This is a genomic window from Reyranella sp. (assembly GCF_004296935.1).
Lineage (GTDB): Bacteria > Pseudomonadota > Alphaproteobacteria > Reyranellales > Reyranellaceae > Reyranella.
This window is the reverse complement of record NZ_SCVH01000029.1, coordinates 1-15,429: the sequence shown is the minus strand read 5'-3', so window position 1 is coordinate 15,429 and position 15,429 is coordinate 1. Positions and strand designations below refer to the sequence as shown.

Below are 15,429 nucleotides of genomic sequence, written 5' to 3'. Positions count from 1 at the left end.
GATGTTTCTCCCGTACATATCTTGATCAGGCGGCTTCGATGAAGCTGTCGAGCACTTTCTTGGGGCCGGCCTTTTCGAAATCGATGTCGAGCTTGTTGCCGTCGACGGCGACGATGCGGCCGTAGCCGAACTTCTGGTGGAACACGCGTTGGCCGACGCCGAGGTCGGGCTTGTCGCCCTCGACCGCGCGGCGATCGTCGAACGTCTCGTCGCGATAGCGCGTGCGCCTGGCGCCGCCGGTGCCGAGGTTCTCGTAGTCGAAGCCGCTCGCCTGGTCGCGCAGGCCGCCGTGATGCCCGGCCGAGTAGGTGGCGTAGAGGCCGGCGTCGCTGCTCTCGGCGAGGTGGCCGGTCGGCAGTTCGCGCAGGAAACGTGACGGGATGGCAGCCTGCCACTGATTGAAGATGCGCCGATTGGCGGCAAAAGAGACATAGGCCCGCTTGCGCGCGCGTGTCAGGCCGACATAGGCCAGGCGCCGTTCTTCCTCGAGCCCGGCCAGCCCCTTGTCGTCGAGCGCGCGCTGGTTGGGAAACAGGCCTTCCTCCCAGCCCGGCAGGAACACGGTGTCGAACTCCAGACCCTTGGCGGCGTGGAGCGTCATGAGGCTCACCATGTCGGTGTCGCTGCGGTCAGCCATGTCGGTCAGCAGGGCCACGTGCTCGAGGAAGGCCGGCAGCGAGTCGAATTCCTGCAGGGCGTTGGTCAGTTCCTTCAGATTCTCCAGCCGGCCCTCGGCTTCGACCGAGCGGTCGAGCCGCAGCATGTCGGTATAGCCAGACTCGTCGAGCAGGGTCTCGACCACCTCGACGTGGCTCATGCCGTCGAGCATGGCCCGCCAGCGCTCGAAGTTGCGGATCAGGTCGCCCAGCGACTTGCGCGGCCGGGCCTTCAGTTCGTCGGTCTCGAGCGCGCGCCGGGTGGCCTCGAACAACGAGATCTTCTGGCTGCGCTGGATCTGCCGCAGCGTGCGTAGCGCCGATTCGCCCAGGCCCCGGCGCGGTGTGTTGTAGATGCGCTCGAAGGCGAGGTCGTCGTCGTGCTGCACGGTGACCCGGCAGTAGGCCAGCGCGTCGCGGATCTCCTGGCGCTCGTAGAAGCGTGGGCCGCCGATCACGCGGTAGGGCAGGCCCATGGTGATGAAGCGTTCCTCGAACTCACGGGTCTGGAAGCCGGCACGCACCAGGATGGCGATCTGCGCCAGCTTGTGCTTGTCGCGCTGCAACGCCTCGATCTCCTCGCCGATGCCGCGGGCTTCCTCGTCGCCGTCCCACACGCCGCGCACCGCGATGCGTTCGCCTTCCTTCATCTCCGTCCACAGCGTCTTTCCGAGGCGGCCCTCGTTGTGGGAGATGAGGTGCGAGGCGGCAGCCAGGATATGCGGCGTCGAGCGGTAGTTGCGCTCCAGCCGAACGATGGTGGCGCCGGGGAAATCCTTCTCGAAGCGCAGGATGTTGCCGACCTCGGCGCCGCGCCAGCCGTAGATCGACTGATCGTCGTCGCCGACGCAGCAGACGTCCTCGGTGCCCTGCGCCAGCAGCCGGAGCCACAGATACTGCGCCACGTTGGTGTCCTGGTATTCGTCGACCAGGATGTGGCGGAAGCGGCGATGGTATGTCGCCAACACGTCGGGGTGCTTCTGCCACAGGGTGACGCAATGCATGACGAGGTCGCCGAAATCGACGGCATTCACCTCGGCGAGGCGCTCCTGGTACTGGCGATAGATCTCGGCCGCCTTGCCGCCGGCGAACTCGCCGGCCTCGTCGCCCGAGACCTTGTCGGGCGTCAGCGCCCGGTCCTTCCAGCGCTGGATGATGCCGCTCAGCACCCGCGCCGGCCATTTCTTGTCGTCGATGCCCTCGGCCTGCAGCAGCTGCTTGATCAGCCGGGTCTGGTCGTCGGTGTCGAGGATGGTGAAATTGCTCTTGAGTCCCACCAGCTCGGCATGGCGGCGCAGCACGCGCACGCCGATGGCGTGGAAGGTGCCGAGCCACATGCCGTCGGCCGCACCGCCGATCAGGCTCGCCACGCGGTCGAGCATTTCGCGCGCTGCCTTGTTGGTGAAGGTGACCGCCAGGATCTGCGAGGTCCGTGCCCGGCCGGTGATCAGGAGGTGGGCGATCCGCGAGGTGAGCACCCGGGTCTTGCCGGTGCCGGCGCCGGCCAGCACCAGCAGCGGCCCGCCCTGGTGGGTCACGGCCACCCGCTGCTCCTCGTTCAGCCCGTCGAGATGGGCCGTGGACGCAACGGCGCGGCGCGCCGGCTCGGGCTGGGCCGGGGCGGGATCGTCGGTGATTTCGAACGGGTCGGCGGGGGGCGCCATGCACCGTCATATAGCAATCGGCGCGGCAGACGCCTATCTTCCTGACTGTGGACGCGCCCACTGTAAATTTAGGGGTGTACGAATGGCCCGAGGGTTGAACGGTTCCTCGAACGGCACAGGACACTGGCCGACCGGCCAAGAAGGCGTCGAGGCGCGGATTCCCGGGCACTCGTCCAACGTGCCGCTGGCCATCGCCGAAGTGTTGCCCGCCGTCGTCGGGCTCAAGACCACCATTCCCGAGAACCGCCGCTCGGCCCAGACGCTCGGCTCCGAACGTGAAGGCCACGGCATCGTGATCGACCACGAAGGCCTGATCGTCACCATCGGCTACCTGATCATGGAAGCCGACACCGTCACCATCACCGACATCGAGGGCGTCGAGTGGCCGGCCCATATCGTGGGCTACGACTATGAAAGCGGCTTCGGGCTTGTGCGCGCCGACGCGCCGCTGCCCGTCAAGCCGATGCGGTTCGGCGATTCCGACGCGCTGTCGCTGCGTAGCGAGGCCGTCGTCGTGGGCTATGGCGGCGAGAAGGCGACGCTCAAGGTCAAGGTTGCCAGCCGCCGCGAGTTCGCGGGCTACTGGGAATACCTGCTCGACAACGCGATCTTCACCGTCCCCGCCTATCCACTGTGGGGCGGATCGGCGCTGGTCGGCGCCGACGGCGCACTGCTGGGCGTCGGTTCGCTGCTGGTGCAGGAAGCGCTGGGCCCGGGTGCGCCGGCTTTTCCCGGCAACATGTACGTGCCGATCAACCGGCTGAAGCCGATCTTCTCCGAACTGGTCGCCAATGGCCGGCTGTCGACACCGCCTCGGCCCTGGCTCGGGATCTATACCGTCGAGCACATGGGCCAGCTCGTGATCGGCGGCATTTCCGACGGTGGGCCGGCCGATCGTGCCGGCCTGCAGCGCGGCGATATCCTGCATGCCCTGAACGACGAGGTGCTGGACGACGTTGCCGACTTCTACCGCAAGCTGTGGGAAAGCGGCCCCGCCGGCACGACGATCAGGCTGCGCATGGAGCGCGACAACGACTCCTTCGAGGTCGCGGTCCGTTCGGGCGACCGGGGTCGCTATCACAAGTACGGGTCGGACTGATACTCCGCCCTGTGAATAGTCCGGCGCGTCGCGCTTTGACTTGAGCCGCGCGCGCTGCATAGGTTCCTTGCAAGCATCGAAAGCGCAAGGAGATACACCAATGGCCAGGGCCTTCGCCTCGCAGGCGGACATGGTGGACAAGAAGATCACTTTCAGTCGCCTGTCCGAGCACGCCTATGCGTTCACGGCCGAGGGCGATCCCAACACCGGAATCGTGGTCGGCGACGATGCCGTGATGGTGATCGATGCCCAGGCGACGCCGAAGATGGCGGAGCAGGTAATCGAGCGCATCCGCACCGTCACCGACAAGCCGATCAAATACGTGGTGCTGTCGCACTACCATGCAGTCCGCGTGCTGGGCGCCAGCGGCTACAATCCCGAGCACATCATCTGCAGCGAGGCGACGCGGGAGATGATCGTCGAGCGCGGTGCCCAGGACTACAAATCCGAGCTCCAGCGCTTCCCGCGGCTGTTCCAGGCGGCGGAGACCATTCCCGGCCTCACGTGGCCCACAATCACCTTCAACGACCGCATGACCCTGTGGTTGGGCAAGCTGCAGGTCGACATCATCCATGCCGGGCGCGGCCATACCAAGGGTGACACGATCGTCTGGTTGCCCGAGGAGCGCACGCTGTTCAGCGGCGACCTCGTCGAGTACGGCGCCACGCCCTATTGTGGAGATGCACACTACAAGGACTGGCCCGAGACGCTGCAGAAGCTGCGCGATCTCAAGGCCGAGGCGCTGGTGCCGGGGCGCGGCGATGCGCTGATCGGCGAGGGTGCCGTGGAAGAGGGCATCGCCGGCACGCAAGGGTTCCTGGCCGATCTCTACAAGGCCGTATCGGCCAGTGCGGAGGCCGGAGATTCGCTGAAGGATGCCTATGACAAGGCGATGGCAGCGCTGCAGCCGCGCTACGGCAACTGGGTGATCTTCGAGCACTGCATGCCGTTCGACGTGTCGCGCGCCTACGACGAGGCCAAGGGCCTCGACCATCCGCGCATCTGGACCGCCGAGCGCGACATCGAGATGTGGGCGGCGCTGGAAAAGGCGGGCTGATCATGTCGTCATGGGAGCGCGCCACTCCAGTGGCGCATCTTCCGCATGACCTTGAGCGCCACTGGAGTGGCGCGCTCCGATGAGTTCGTACCAGTACCGCCACTATCCTTATCGACGACCGCCAGAACTGGACGGCAAGGGCAAGCGCCGTCAGGTCGTGATCGTGGGTGCGGGGCTTGCCGGTCCGACGCTGGCGCTGGCTCTCGCGGCGCGCGGCGTGGCGTCGGTGCTGCTCGACGAGGACGACACGGTCAGCAACGGCAGCCGGTCGATCTGCCAGGCCAAGCACAGCCTGGAAATCTGGGACCGCTTCGGCATCGCCCGGCGCATGGTCGACAAGGGCATCACCTGGGAACAGGGCGAGGTCTATCTCCAGGACAGGCCGATCTACCACTTCAACCTGGCGCCCGAGCCCGGCCATAAATTCCCGGCGTTCGTGAATCTGCAGCAGTACTACGTTGAGGAATATCTCTTCGATCGCTGCCTGGAAGAGAAACTGATCGACCTGCGTTTCTGCAACAAGGTCGTGGGCATTCGCCCTGGCCCGGAGTCGGTGTCGCTCGATATCGAGACGCCGGACGGCCGCTATGCGCTCGAAGCCGAATGGCTGGTCGCCTGCGACGGCGTGCGCAGCGCGGTGCGGCACCTGCTCGACCTGCCCTTTCCCGGCGAGGTCTTTCACGACCAGTTCCTGATCGCCGACATTCGCTTCACCAGCGAACTACCGAAGGAGCGGCGCTTCTGGTTCTACCCGCCGTTTCACCCGACCAATTCGGTACTGCTGCACCGCCAGGCCGACAATGTGCTGCGTGTCGACTTCCAGCTCGGCCGCGATGCCGATCCGGAAGAAGAGAAGAAGCCGGAGAATGTCGACCGTCGCCTGCGTCAGATGTTCGGTCCCGACGCCACCTGGGAGCACGAATGGACCAGTGTCTATACCTTCACCTGCCGCATGATGGAGCGCTTCGCCGAGGGCAGGGTGATCTTCGCCGGCGATGCCGCCCATGTCGTCTCGCCATTCGGCGCCCGCGGCGGCAACGCGGCGGTGGCCGACGTCGACAACCTCGCCTGGAAGCTGGCGCGCGTGCTCGCGGGCAGCTCGCCGGCCTCGCTGCTCGACAGCTACTGCAGCGAACGCCGCGCCGCCGCCCGGGAGAACATCCTGAATTCGACACGCAGCACCGACTTCATCACGCCGAAATTCCCGGCATCGCGTGCTTTTCGCGACGCCACGCTGGCATTGGCCCGTGACTTCCCGTTCGCCCGTACCCTGGTGAACAGCGGCCGCTTGTCGGTACCGACCGTTCAGCCCGGATCGCCGCTCGACACGCCGGATGGCGACAGCGACTGGCTGCGGGGGCCGGCACCGGGTTCGGCGATGGTCGACGCTCCGGTTGTCAACGGCGCGGGCGGCTTCCTGGTCGATCATGTCGGGCAGGAATTCACGCTGATGTCCTTCGCCCCGCGCGCCGCCGACCTGCCCGGCCTGCCGGAAGGCGTCGCCGGCCTGATGGTCGCACGCGGGAGTGCGGCACCGGCCGGCTGGACCGCGTTGCACGATCGCGATGGGCTGCTGCGGCAGCGCTACGATGGCCGGGCCGGGACGGCCTATCTGATTCGCCCGGACCGCTATGTCGCGGCGCGCTGGCGGCGGCCCGATGCGAGGGAGCTGGCGACGGCGCTGCGGCGCGCGACCGGCCACGGTTGAGGGAGAGGACAATGGCGGATGGGGCTTCCGGCGCGCTTCGGCGTACGCTCAACCTCGCGCGGCCCGACGAGGTCTACAACGCCATTGTCGATGCCCACAGGAATCTTGACGACGAGCAGTGCCGGGCTTTCGACGCCGGGCTGATCCTGTTGCTCGTCAATCACGTCGGCGACGCCGACGTCATCCGCGAGGCCTTGGCGGCCGCCCGTCTGTCGTTGAATGGAGGTTCTCGTGCCAGCTAAGCCTGCGTCGGTCGTCGTTCGGCCGGCGACCGTAGACGATGTCGATCTCCTTCATCGCTTCTCGATCGACCTCGCGACCTACGAGGACGAGCCCGATGCCGTCACCTCGACGCCGCAGACCTTGGCCCGCGACGGCTTCGGTGTCGATCCGAAGTTCGCGGCCCTGATCGCCGAGCGCGGCGGCACACCGGTGGGTTTCGCGCTCTATACCTTCAACTATTCCGTCTGGACCGCGGCGCGTGGCATTTTTATCGAAGATATCTGGGTCGTGCCGGAAGAGCGCCGCGGCGGCGTCGCGCGGGCGCTGATGGTGGCGCTGGCACGCGAGTGCGCCGCCAACGGCTTCAAGCGCATCGACCTCAATGTGCTCGACTGGAATCCGGCGCGCGGCTTCTACGAGCGCATGGGCTTCCGCTGGATCCGCAACTGGCTGCCCTATCGGCTGAGTGGCGAGGCGCTGGCGAAGCTCGCCACTTCTTCGCCCTCTATTTCTTCGAAAGACCCATGACCCGGCCGGCCTTGGCCGGCTTGGGCAGCAGGCGGTGCGTCGCCCACAAGGTCTCCAGCCGTTCGGCCACCGGCACCGGCCAGGGCGCGGAGCGGCGCGAGGCGTAGTCGATGTTCATGACGATGGTTTCGTTGGTTGCTGCCAGGTAGCCCTGCTCGGCATGGAACATCTCGTGGAAGAGATGGACCTTCTTGGCGTCGCGCTCGAGGAGCTGGGTGGCGAAGCGCATAGGCGCGCCTTCCTTCATCTCGCGGTCGTAGGTGACATGGGTTTCGAGCACGAAGGTCATGCCCAGCTTGCCGTCGACGTAGCGGCGGCCGAGACCCATGTTGCGCATGAAGGCGCCGGACGCCTGGTCGAACGCCGTGACATAGAAGGCCACGTTCATATGGCCGTTCCAGTCGACCCATTCCGGCAGCACGGTGGAGCGGTGGGTGTCGAGCGGCGCTGAGGTGACGAGGTCGGGCAGTTCGTAAGGCAGTGAATCGAGCATGTACTCTACTTCTTCTTGATGCCGATGAGTCGGCCGGCCTGTTTCGGTTTGGGCAGGGCCGCATGCGCCGCCGCCATCTTCTCGATCCGCTCGAGGGCGAAGTCGGGCCACGGTGCGGAGCGGCGGCTCGCATAGTCGATGTTCATCAGCATCAGCTCGTTGGTGGCGGCGAGATAGCCTTCGCCGGCGTGATACATGGCGTGGATGTAGTGCAGGCGCTTGGCGTCGTGGTCGAGAATCTGGGTGGTGACACGTAGTTCGTCGCCCTCCTTGACCTCGCGGTCGTAGGTGACGTGGGCTTCCAGCACGAAGGTCATGCCGATCTTGTCGCGGGTGTACTCGAAGCCACAGCCGAACTGCTGGCAGAGCGTGTCGGTCGCCTGGTCGAAGGCCACGACGTAGTAGCCCACGTTCATGTGGCCATTCCAGTCGATCCACTCGGATTTCACCGTGGCGCGGTGGCGGTCGAGGGGGGCGCCAGGATCGAGTTCGATCATGGGGTACGGAGCTAATTTCATGCGGGCGGACCGTAGCGAAAGGGCCCTCTGCACCGCAAGTTCTCTTCACATCGTTTCAAGGAGAGTCTGCATGGCCAAGAAGCCGAAAGCCGTGGTCCTGGGTGTCGGAGCGGAACGCGGCGTGGGTGCGGGCCTCAGCCGCCGCTTTGCGAAAGAGGGTTATCACGTGCTGGTCGCCGGACGTACGGCGGCCAAGATCGAGAAGGTCGCCGAGGCTGTTCGTGCCTCAGGCGGCTCGGCAACCGCCGTCGTGACCGATGGCACGAAAGAAGCCGACGTCGTTGCCCTGTTCGACCGCGCCATGGCCGACGATGCCGAGGGAGCGCCGGCCGACCTGCTGGTGTTCAATATGGGCAACAACCAGGCCGTCGATTTCCGCGAGATGACGGCGCAGCATTTCGAGGACTCCTGGCGGGTCGGCTGCTTTGCCGGCTTCCTCTTCGCCCGCGAGGCGGCGCGCCGGCTGGCGCCGCTCGGCCGCGGCACGGTGATCTTCACCGGCGCCTCGGGCTCGCTGCGCGGCCGGCCGCGCTTTGCCGCCTTCAACGCCACCAAGGGTGGACTCCGCCTCATGGTGCAGTCGATGGCGCGCGAGTTCGGCCCGCAGGGCCTCCACGTCGCGCACGTCATCATCGACGGCGGCATCGAGGGCGAGCGGCTGCTGTCGCGCATGCCCGACCGCAAGGAGAAGGCCGGCCCCGACGGGCTGCTGGGCATCGAGGCGATCGTCGAGAATTACTGGCATATCCATCGCCAGCCGCGCAGCGCCTGGACGCACGAGCTCGATATCCGGCCCTACAAGGAGACCTTCTAGCCCGCCACCGGCTTGCCCGTCCGCGCGCCCTCGTACCAGCGCGACATCAGCTCGATGGCGAGCCAGGTCAGGATCGAGCTGGCGAGCAGCGCGTACAGCGCATTCTGCCAGCCGACCAGATCGACGATCAGCGCGAACAGCGCCGGCGAGAAGGCATTGACCAGCAGGATCGGCGTCGCGATCAGCCCCAGCACCGCGCCGTAGCCCTGGGTGCCGAACAGGGCGAGCGGCACGGCGCCGCGTACGATCGTGATCACACCTTGCGAGGCTCCCAGCAGCAGGGTGAAGGTGACGAGCAGCCAGAACTCGCCGCGCGCCAGCATGAGCAACAGCAGCGCTGGCGGCAGGACGCCGATGGCGATGCGCGCCACGGTCATGGCCTTGAGGTTCTTTCCGAAGAAGATCTCGACCAGACGGCCGCCGAACTGGCCGTGGCCTTTGAGCGATGCGACCCACACCGCCGCGGCGCCGGCCAGGCCCGCGGCTTCGAGCAGCGGCACGAGCTGCAGCGACACGACGCCGAACACGAACCCGTTGAGCGACATGATGAGGGCGAACAGGGCGATGCCGACCTTGCGTCGCCGCCCTTCCAGTGCCGGGCCGTCCTGCGCTCTTTCGGGCGCCTTTGCCGCCGCGGCGTCCATCGTGGACTCGCGGCGCGAGAGGCCGAGCCAGTTGAGCGGCAGGCAAACGACGAGGTTGATGGCGGCGAAGATCAGCAGCGTCCCGCGCCAGCCGTAGGCCTCGTTGAGGTAATGGCCGATCACCCAGAAAACCGTCGAGGCGTAGGCGCCGTAGAGGGTGAGGTAGGAGATGGCAGCCCGCCCGCGGCTCGGCACGGCCTGCACCAGGGCAGCGAACGCCGCGTCGTAGAGGCAGCAGCGCATGCCCACCCCGATCACCAGCCAGGCCACCATATAGGAGGCGACGTCACCAACCTGGGACAGGCCGAGCAGACCGATGGACACGATGACGGTACCGATGGACATCACCGAGCGGGCGCCGATGCGGTCGATCAGCCGCCCGACCCAGGTCGAGATCAGGCCCATCGTCACCAGCGCGACGCTGAAGCCGAGGAAGATCGTGCTGATGCTCCACCCGGTCTCGGCCGCGATCGGCTTGGCCAGAACGCCCAGGCAGTAATAGCTCGTGCCCCAGGCCGTGATCTGGGTGATGCCCAGCGCATTGACGGAGATGACCAGGGGGTCGTTGCGCCAGCTCATCGGGGGCGCTCCGGAATCTCCGACGGATCGCGGAAGATGCGCTTTCCGAGACGTTCGCCCGTTGCGACCATGTCGTCGGCGCCGGTCGACGGGCCGCCGATGCGCAGCACGGCGTCGCACTTGCCGATCAGCTCGCGGGCAATGGGATGGAAGATCTCGTCGAACACGGCGTCGCCGATCTTCTTCGAGCCCGCGTGCTTCAGGAGCGGCAAAGCGAACCATTCGCCAAGGACCGGCAGATGGCCGAGCCGGAAGACGGCCAATGCCGTGTCCTCCATGGCATCGACATTGCGCTGGATCAGGACGGGATCGTCGTTGGTGCCGGATCGATAGGGCCCGGCGACCAGGATCATCATCTGCGCGCTCATTGCGGGATCTCCAGCAACTCGCGCGCCACCAGGTCGGGCGCGGAGAGGATGCAGTTGTGGCCGGCCTCGATCGGCCTGAAGCGGATGTGCGGCATCGTCTGCACCTTCTCATGCATGCCGGCCGACACCGGATAGCGTGGCTTGGTGCAGGCTATGTAGGTCATCGGCCGGCCGTTGCCGGCGGGATGGAACAGGCGGATCGGCTTGGTGTAGCAGGCGACCGGATGCGGCGTGAGATGGCGGTGCGTCCAGGCGGCGAGCTCGGGATCGTCGATGATCAGGCTGCCGACCGGCGCGAAGGGCAATACCTCGGTGCCGTTCACGATCTTCACCAGTTTCTTCCGCTTGGCCACGATCTCCGCCGGAATGCGGCCGAAGATCGACTGGCCGTCGGTCGGGATGCCGCCGTCGATGATGACGAGATGGCCGATCCGCTCGGGCACACGGTCGGTGACGAGGCCGGCGATCAGGCTGCCGAAGCTGTGACCGACCAGCACGACATCGCGCAGGCCTTCGTTCTCGAGATAGCCGATCGTGTCGGCCAGCAGCACATCGTTGTCGACGTCCGGCGACAGCTCGGCGGCGCGTTCGCCGACGCCGCGAAAGGGCAGGGCGTGGACGTCATGTCCGGCGGCGGCGAGACGCTCGACGACGAATTTCCACGTCCAGGCGCCCATCCAGGCGCCGGGGAGGCAAACGAAAGTAGCCATTGCGCCCGCGTCTTAGCACATCGCCGTGCGCGTGCTAGCGTCCGGCGAAACAGGAGGATCCCATGGCTGCCACCAACCGCCGCGTATTGCTGAAGTCGCGCCCCGAGGGCGAACCGACCCACGCCAATTTCGACGTCGTCGAGCATCCGATCCCCGAACCCAAGGACGGCGAGTATCTCTCGCGCATCATCTGGATGTCGCTCGATCCCTACATGCGCGGCCGCATGGCCGAGACCAAGGGCTATGCCGCCAACGTCAACCTGGGCGATGCCATGGTCGGCGGCACGGTCGGCCAGGTCGTGAAGTCCAAGAATCCCCGGTTCAAGGAAGGCGACTACGTCGTCGAGTATGCCGGCTGGCAGAGTTATGCCGTGTCCGACGGCGCGATGAGCATGAAGCTCGATCCCAACGCGGCGCCGCTGTCGCTGGCGCTCTCCGTGCTCGGCATGCCCGGCATGACCGCTTGGTGGGGCCTGATGATGATCGGCAAGCCCAAGGCGGGCGAGACCGTGGTCGTCTCGGCAGCGTCGGGTGCCGTCGGCTCGGTGGTCGGCCAGCTCGCCAGGCTGCACGGCTGCCGCGCCGTCGGCATCGCCGGTGGCAAGGACAAGTGCGACTATGTCGTGAAGGACCTGGGTTTCGACGCCTGCGTCGACTATCGCGCGGCCGGCGCCAACCTCTTCAAGGAGATCCGTGCCGCGGCGCCCAAGGGCATCGACGTCTATTTCGAGAATGTCGGCGGCGCGGTGCAGGCGGCCGTCGTGCCGCAGCTCAATGACTTCGCGCGTGTGCCTCTGTGCGGGCTGATCTCGCAGTACAACGAGATGCAGATGAACCCCGGTCCCGACTGGCGCCTGCTGCTTATCAAGCGCGCCACCGTGACGGGTTTCATCGTGTCGGATCACTTCGGCCAGATGGAGGGCTTCTGGAAAGAGGTGCCGGCGGCGGTGAAGGCCGGCAAGATCAAGTATCGCGAGGACATCGTGAAGGGCATCGAGAACGCACCCGAGGCCTTCATGGGGCTGCTGAAAGGCAAGAACTTCGGCAAGCTGCTGGTGCAGGTCGCCGAAGATCCGACCCGGAAGTAACTAGGCCCGCTTCTTCAGCGCCAGGCCCATCGTGACCCAGCCGGCACCGATGAAGATCAGGTCGATGCCGAGGAAGACTCCGAGCACGAACAGGCTCGAGGCCGGCCACTGGGCGATGATCATGCAGCCCAGGGCGAAGGTGATGACTCCCGACAGCGCAACCCAGGCCCACGGTCCCCCGGCGCTCTTCATGTTGAAGGCGAGGAAGATGCGGAGCACGCCGCCGACCGCCAGGGCGATACCCAGCATCAGGGTGAGGTAAACGGCGGCAAGCAGCGGGTTCATGATGGCGATGATGCCGGCGGCGACATAGAGCACGCCCAGCAGCAGCCAGAACAGGAACTTGCCCCAGCTCTTGACGCCGAAGGCGGCGATGATCTCGGCGGCGCCGCCCATCAGCATCATGATGCCGACGACCAGCACGGCCGTCTCGGTGGCGCTAACGACGCTGCCCAGCGCAATAACGCCGGCGATCAGGAAGACGATGCCGAGGGCGACGATCCATCCCCATTTGGCGCGCAGCATCTTGAGGCCGTCGGCCAGGCTGTGGGGTCCCGATTTGTCTGCCGTCATGGACATCGCGTCCTCCTTCAGTGCGAAACGCACGCGCTGAGAATACACTCGGCCAATGACTCTGTCGCCGGTTGTGTGGGAAACTCGGCGCCTCACGGAGACAACGGATACAAATGACCGACACGCCCAAGAGGGAACCGGCGCCACCGCGCCCCGCCACCACAGTCCTGCTGCTCCGGCCTTCCAGGCGCGGCGACACTTCCTCGCCGCTCGAGGTCTTCATGGTGGTGCGTCATCACCAGATCGATTCCTTCTCCGGCGCGATCGTGTTCCCCGGCGGCAAGCTCGAGGACGCCGACGGCGACAAGCGCCTGCGCGCCCGCTCGGGCGGTCCCGACAGGATCAGTGACGATGAACTGAAGTTCCGCATCGCCGGCGTGCGCGAGGCGTTCGAGGAATGCGGCGTGCTGCTGGCCCGCAAGCGTGGGCAGAAGGCGCTGATTGCCGCCGCCGACCTCAAGCCGATCGAGGATCGCTGGCGTGCCAAGCTCGCCAAGGACGAGGCCAGCATCCTCGACCTGGTCGAAGCCGAGGATCTCGAACTCGCGACCGAACTCATGACGCCCTTCGCGCACTGGATCACGCCGACCTTCGTGCCCAAGCGCTTCGACACCTGGTTCTTCCTGGCCGAGGCGCCGGAGGATCAGGTGGCGCTGCATGACGGCTCCGAATCGACCGATTCGGTCTGGATCGGCGCGCAGGAGGCGATCGACGAGGCCACGGCTGGCCGGCGCACCCTGGTCCATGCCACGCAGAAGAACCTCGAGCTGCTGGCCGAGGGCGGCACCGTGGCTGGCGCGCTCGCCCAGGCGGCCAAGCGCAAGGTCATCACCGTCCAGCCCTGGGTCGAGACCAAGGACGGCAAGCGCTACCTCCACATCCCGCCCGATGCCGGCTATCGAAATCTCGTCCGCGAGATGCCGCCGCAGCCAGGTGCGGTTCCGCAGACCGGAAGATAGTTCCGCGCTATTGGCAGCCATGACGAAAACCGGCTCGCGCGCTCCGGGCCGGCGCGCTAAGAGCGAATGAACAAGCGTTCATGAGCCGGCGGGCTCCCGCCGGGTAATCGGAGGAAGGACAAGAATGGTCGGAATCGTCGCCTTCGGCGCCTATGTGCCGCGCCTGCGCCTCAACCGTCAGGCGGCGTACGACGCCAACAAGTGGTTCGCCCCCGGCCTGCGCGGCCTCGCCAAGGGTGAGCGTTCGATGGCCAACTGGGACGAGGATTCGATCACCATGGCGGTCGAGGCGTCGCGTGATTGCCTGACCAGCCACAAGGCCGAAGACGTCCGCAATATCTACTTCGCCTCGACGACGCACCCCTTCAAGGATCGCCAGAATGCCGGCGTCATCGGCACCGCGCTCAACGTCGAGCAGAATCTTTCGGCCACCGACATCGGTGGTTCGCTGAAGGCAGGCACTTCGGCGCTGATCGCCGGCCTCAACGCCTCGAAGGACGGCGCGCCGTCGCTGGTGGCGGCGGCCGATAAGCGCATGGCCCGCGTCGCCTCGGCCAACGAGCTCAACTACGGAGATGGCGCGGCGGCGTTGCTGTGCGGCACAGAGAACGTGATCGCCAAACTGGTCGGCCATCATTCGGTGTCGATGGACTTCGTCGATCACTTTCGCGGTGACGAGGCCGAGTTCGACTACGGCTGGGAAGAGCGTTGGATCCGCGACGAGGGCTACTCGAAGATTGTGCCGCCGGCGATCAAGGCGGCACTGGCCGCCTGCAATCTTAAGGGCAGCGACATCACCCACTTCATCATGCCGAGCCTGATGCCGGCGGTGCCCAAGTTGATGGCCAAGATGGCAGGGATCGGCGAGGGCGCCGTTCGCGACCTGTTGGGCGCCTCGCTCGGCGACACGGGTGCCGCGCACGCGCTGGTCATGCTGGTCGATGCGCTGGAAAGCGCCAAGGCCGGCGACAAGATCATGGTCGTGGCCTTTGGCCAGGGCGTCGACACGCTGGTCTTCGAGGTCACGGCGGAGAAGGACAAGCTGCCCAAGCGCAAGGGCCTGTCGGGCTGGATGGCGCGTCGCAAGGAAGAGAAGAACTACATGAAGTTCCTCGCCTTCAACGACATGCTGCCGATCGAAAAGGGCATGCGCGCCGAGTTCGACAAGAAGACCGCGCTCTCGGTTCTGTGGCGCAAGCGCGACATGATCTACGGCCTGGTTGGCGGCAAATGCCGCGTCTGCGGCACGGTGCAGTTCCCGCGCAGCCAGGTTTGCGTCAATCCCAACTGTCATGCCATCGAGAGCCAGGATCCTTACGCGATGGCCGGCCTCGAATGCGCGGTGATGTCGTTCACCGCCGACTCGCTCACCTATTCGCCGGATCCGCCGGCCTACTACGGCATGATCACCTTCCCCGAGGGCGGGCGCTTCATGGCCGACTTCACCGACAGCGACAAGGATCAGGTCAAGGTCGGTGCCAAGATGCGCATGACGTTCCGTATCCGCGACAACGACGAGATGCGCGGCGGCTTCAAGCGTTACTTCTGGAAGGCGGCGCCAGTCTGATCGATCTCATGATTCCTCTCCCCCGCTAGGGGGAGAGGAGTAAGATACTCGTAGAATTCCAACCCCACTATCAGGAGGCCTGCCATGGCTCGGGGCATCAAGGACAAGGTCGCAATTCTCGGCATGGGCTGCTCGAAGTTCGGCGAACGCTGGGACAGCGGCGCCGAAGAGCTGATGCTCGA

At 66.1% G+C, this 15,429-nt stretch carries 16 protein-coding genes; 9 read left to right on the top strand and 7 right to left on the bottom strand.

Annotated elements, in window-relative coordinates:
* Window positions 1-25 precede the first annotated feature (25 nt).
* The gene (locus tag EPO55_RS03775) at window positions 26-2,320 is read right to left on the bottom strand and encodes a UvrD-helicase domain-containing protein (protein ID WP_296335093.1); all 2,295 of its coding nucleotides are present in this window, start codon (window positions 2,318-2,320) and stop codon (window positions 26-28) included.
* Window positions 2,321-2,402: 82 nt separating this feature from the next.
* Here EPO55_RS03775 and EPO55_RS03770 point away from each other — a divergent pair, with 82 nt between their 5' ends.
* The 5 genes from EPO55_RS03770 to EPO55_RS03750 all read left to right on the top strand — a co-directional run bounded on the left by EPO55_RS03770 (window position 2,403) and on the right by EPO55_RS03750 (window position 6,934).
* Window positions 2,403-3,419: a S1C family serine protease gene (locus tag EPO55_RS03770; RefSeq protein ID WP_296335092.1), complete on the top strand. Its 1,017-nt coding sequence runs from the start codon at window positions 2,403-2,405 to the stop codon at window positions 3,417-3,419.
* A gap of 100 nt (window positions 3,420-3,519) precedes the next feature.
* Window positions 3,520-4,476, top strand: a complete 957-nt coding sequence (locus tag EPO55_RS03765; RefSeq protein ID WP_296335091.1) for an MBL fold metallo-hydrolase — start codon at window positions 3,520-3,522, stop codon at window positions 4,474-4,476.
* Window positions 4,477-4,555: 79 nt separating this feature from the next.
* The gene (locus tag EPO55_RS03760) at window positions 4,556-6,184 is read left to right on the top strand and encodes an FAD-dependent oxidoreductase (protein WP_296335090.1); all 1,629 of its coding nucleotides are present in this window, start codon (window positions 4,556-4,558) and stop codon (window positions 6,182-6,184) included.
* 11 nt (window positions 6,185-6,195) lie between these two features.
* Window positions 6,196-6,426 carry a DUF2783 domain-containing protein gene (locus EPO55_RS03755; protein WP_296335089.1) on the top strand — a complete coding sequence of 77 codons (231 nt, stop codon included), beginning with the start codon at window positions 6,196-6,198 and terminating at the stop codon, window positions 6,424-6,426.
* Window positions 6,416-6,934 carry a GNAT family N-acetyltransferase gene (locus tag EPO55_RS03750; protein WP_296335088.1) on the top strand — a complete coding sequence of 173 codons (519 nt, stop codon included), beginning with the start codon at window positions 6,416-6,418 and terminating at the stop codon, window positions 6,932-6,934. Before EPO55_RS03755 ends, EPO55_RS03750 begins: the two co-directional genes overlap by 11 nt.
* Here EPO55_RS03750 and EPO55_RS03745 read toward each other — a convergent pair.
* Both EPO55_RS03745 and EPO55_RS03740 read right to left on the bottom strand, forming a co-directional pair.
* Window positions 6,912-7,427, bottom strand: a complete 516-nt coding sequence (locus tag EPO55_RS03745) for a thioesterase family protein (protein WP_296335087.1) — start codon at window positions 7,425-7,427, stop codon at window positions 6,912-6,914. The two genes, EPO55_RS03750 and EPO55_RS03745, sit on opposite strands and share 23 nt — an antisense overlap.
* Before the next feature lie 5 nt (window positions 7,428-7,432).
* Window positions 7,433-7,945 (bottom strand): thioesterase family protein, encoded by a 513-nt coding sequence (locus tag EPO55_RS03740; RefSeq protein ID WP_296335086.1) that lies wholly within the window; start codon window positions 7,943-7,945, stop codon window positions 7,433-7,435.
* A 70-nt stretch (window positions 7,946-8,015) separates the two neighbouring features.
* On the opposite strand from EPO55_RS03740, the gene EPO55_RS03735 reads away from it, so the two are divergent.
* On the top strand, window positions 8,016-8,759 hold the full coding sequence (locus EPO55_RS03735; RefSeq protein WP_296335085.1) for an SDR family NAD(P)-dependent oxidoreductase: 744 nt from the start codon (window positions 8,016-8,018) through the stop codon (window positions 8,757-8,759).
* On the opposite strand, the gene EPO55_RS03730 is transcribed toward EPO55_RS03735, so the two are convergent.
* Genes EPO55_RS03730 through EPO55_RS03720 form a run of 3 tightly spaced genes read right to left on the bottom strand, consistent with a single transcriptional unit; the run spans window position 8,756 to window position 11,060 of the window.
* Window positions 8,756-9,982 carry an MFS transporter gene (locus EPO55_RS03730; RefSeq protein WP_296335084.1) on the bottom strand — a complete coding sequence of 409 codons (1,227 nt, stop codon included), beginning with the start codon at window positions 9,980-9,982 and terminating at the stop codon, window positions 8,756-8,758. The two genes, EPO55_RS03735 and EPO55_RS03730, sit on opposite strands and share 4 nt — an antisense overlap.
* Window positions 9,979-10,350 (bottom strand): DUF4406 domain-containing protein, encoded by a 372-nt coding sequence (locus EPO55_RS03725; RefSeq protein WP_296335083.1) that lies wholly within the window; start codon window positions 10,348-10,350, stop codon window positions 9,979-9,981. Before EPO55_RS03725 ends, EPO55_RS03730 begins: the two co-directional genes overlap by 4 nt.
* Window positions 10,347-11,060, bottom strand: coding sequence for an alpha/beta hydrolase (locus EPO55_RS03720; RefSeq protein WP_296335082.1), 714 nt, complete (start codon window positions 11,058-11,060; stop codon window positions 10,347-10,349). The genes EPO55_RS03725 and EPO55_RS03720 overlap by 4 nt, the downstream gene beginning before the upstream one ends.
* A gap of 62 nt (window positions 11,061-11,122) precedes the next feature.
* Between EPO55_RS03720 and EPO55_RS03715 the strand changes: the two genes are divergently transcribed.
* Window positions 11,123-12,148 carry an NADP-dependent oxidoreductase gene (locus tag EPO55_RS03715; RefSeq protein ID WP_296335081.1) on the top strand — a complete coding sequence of 342 codons (1,026 nt, stop codon included), beginning with the start codon at window positions 11,123-11,125 and terminating at the stop codon, window positions 12,146-12,148.
* Here the strand turns inward: EPO55_RS03715 and EPO55_RS03710 are convergent, their stop codons facing one another.
* Window positions 12,149-12,727, bottom strand: coding sequence for an HdeD family acid-resistance protein (locus tag EPO55_RS03710; protein ID WP_296335080.1), 579 nt, complete (start codon window positions 12,725-12,727; stop codon window positions 12,149-12,151).
* Window positions 12,728-12,834: 107 nt separating this feature from the next.
* Between EPO55_RS03710 and EPO55_RS03705 the strand changes: the two genes are divergently transcribed.
* A complete protein-coding gene (locus EPO55_RS03705; RefSeq protein WP_296335079.1) occupies window positions 12,835-13,680 on the top strand; it encodes an NUDIX hydrolase in 846 nt (281 codons plus the stop codon).
* A gap of 124 nt (window positions 13,681-13,804) precedes the next feature.
* A complete protein-coding gene (locus EPO55_RS03700; RefSeq protein ID WP_296335078.1) occupies window positions 13,805-15,247 on the top strand; it encodes an OB-fold domain-containing protein in 1,443 nt (480 codons plus the stop codon).
* The last annotated feature ends 182 nt before the right edge of the window (window positions 15,248-15,429 follow it).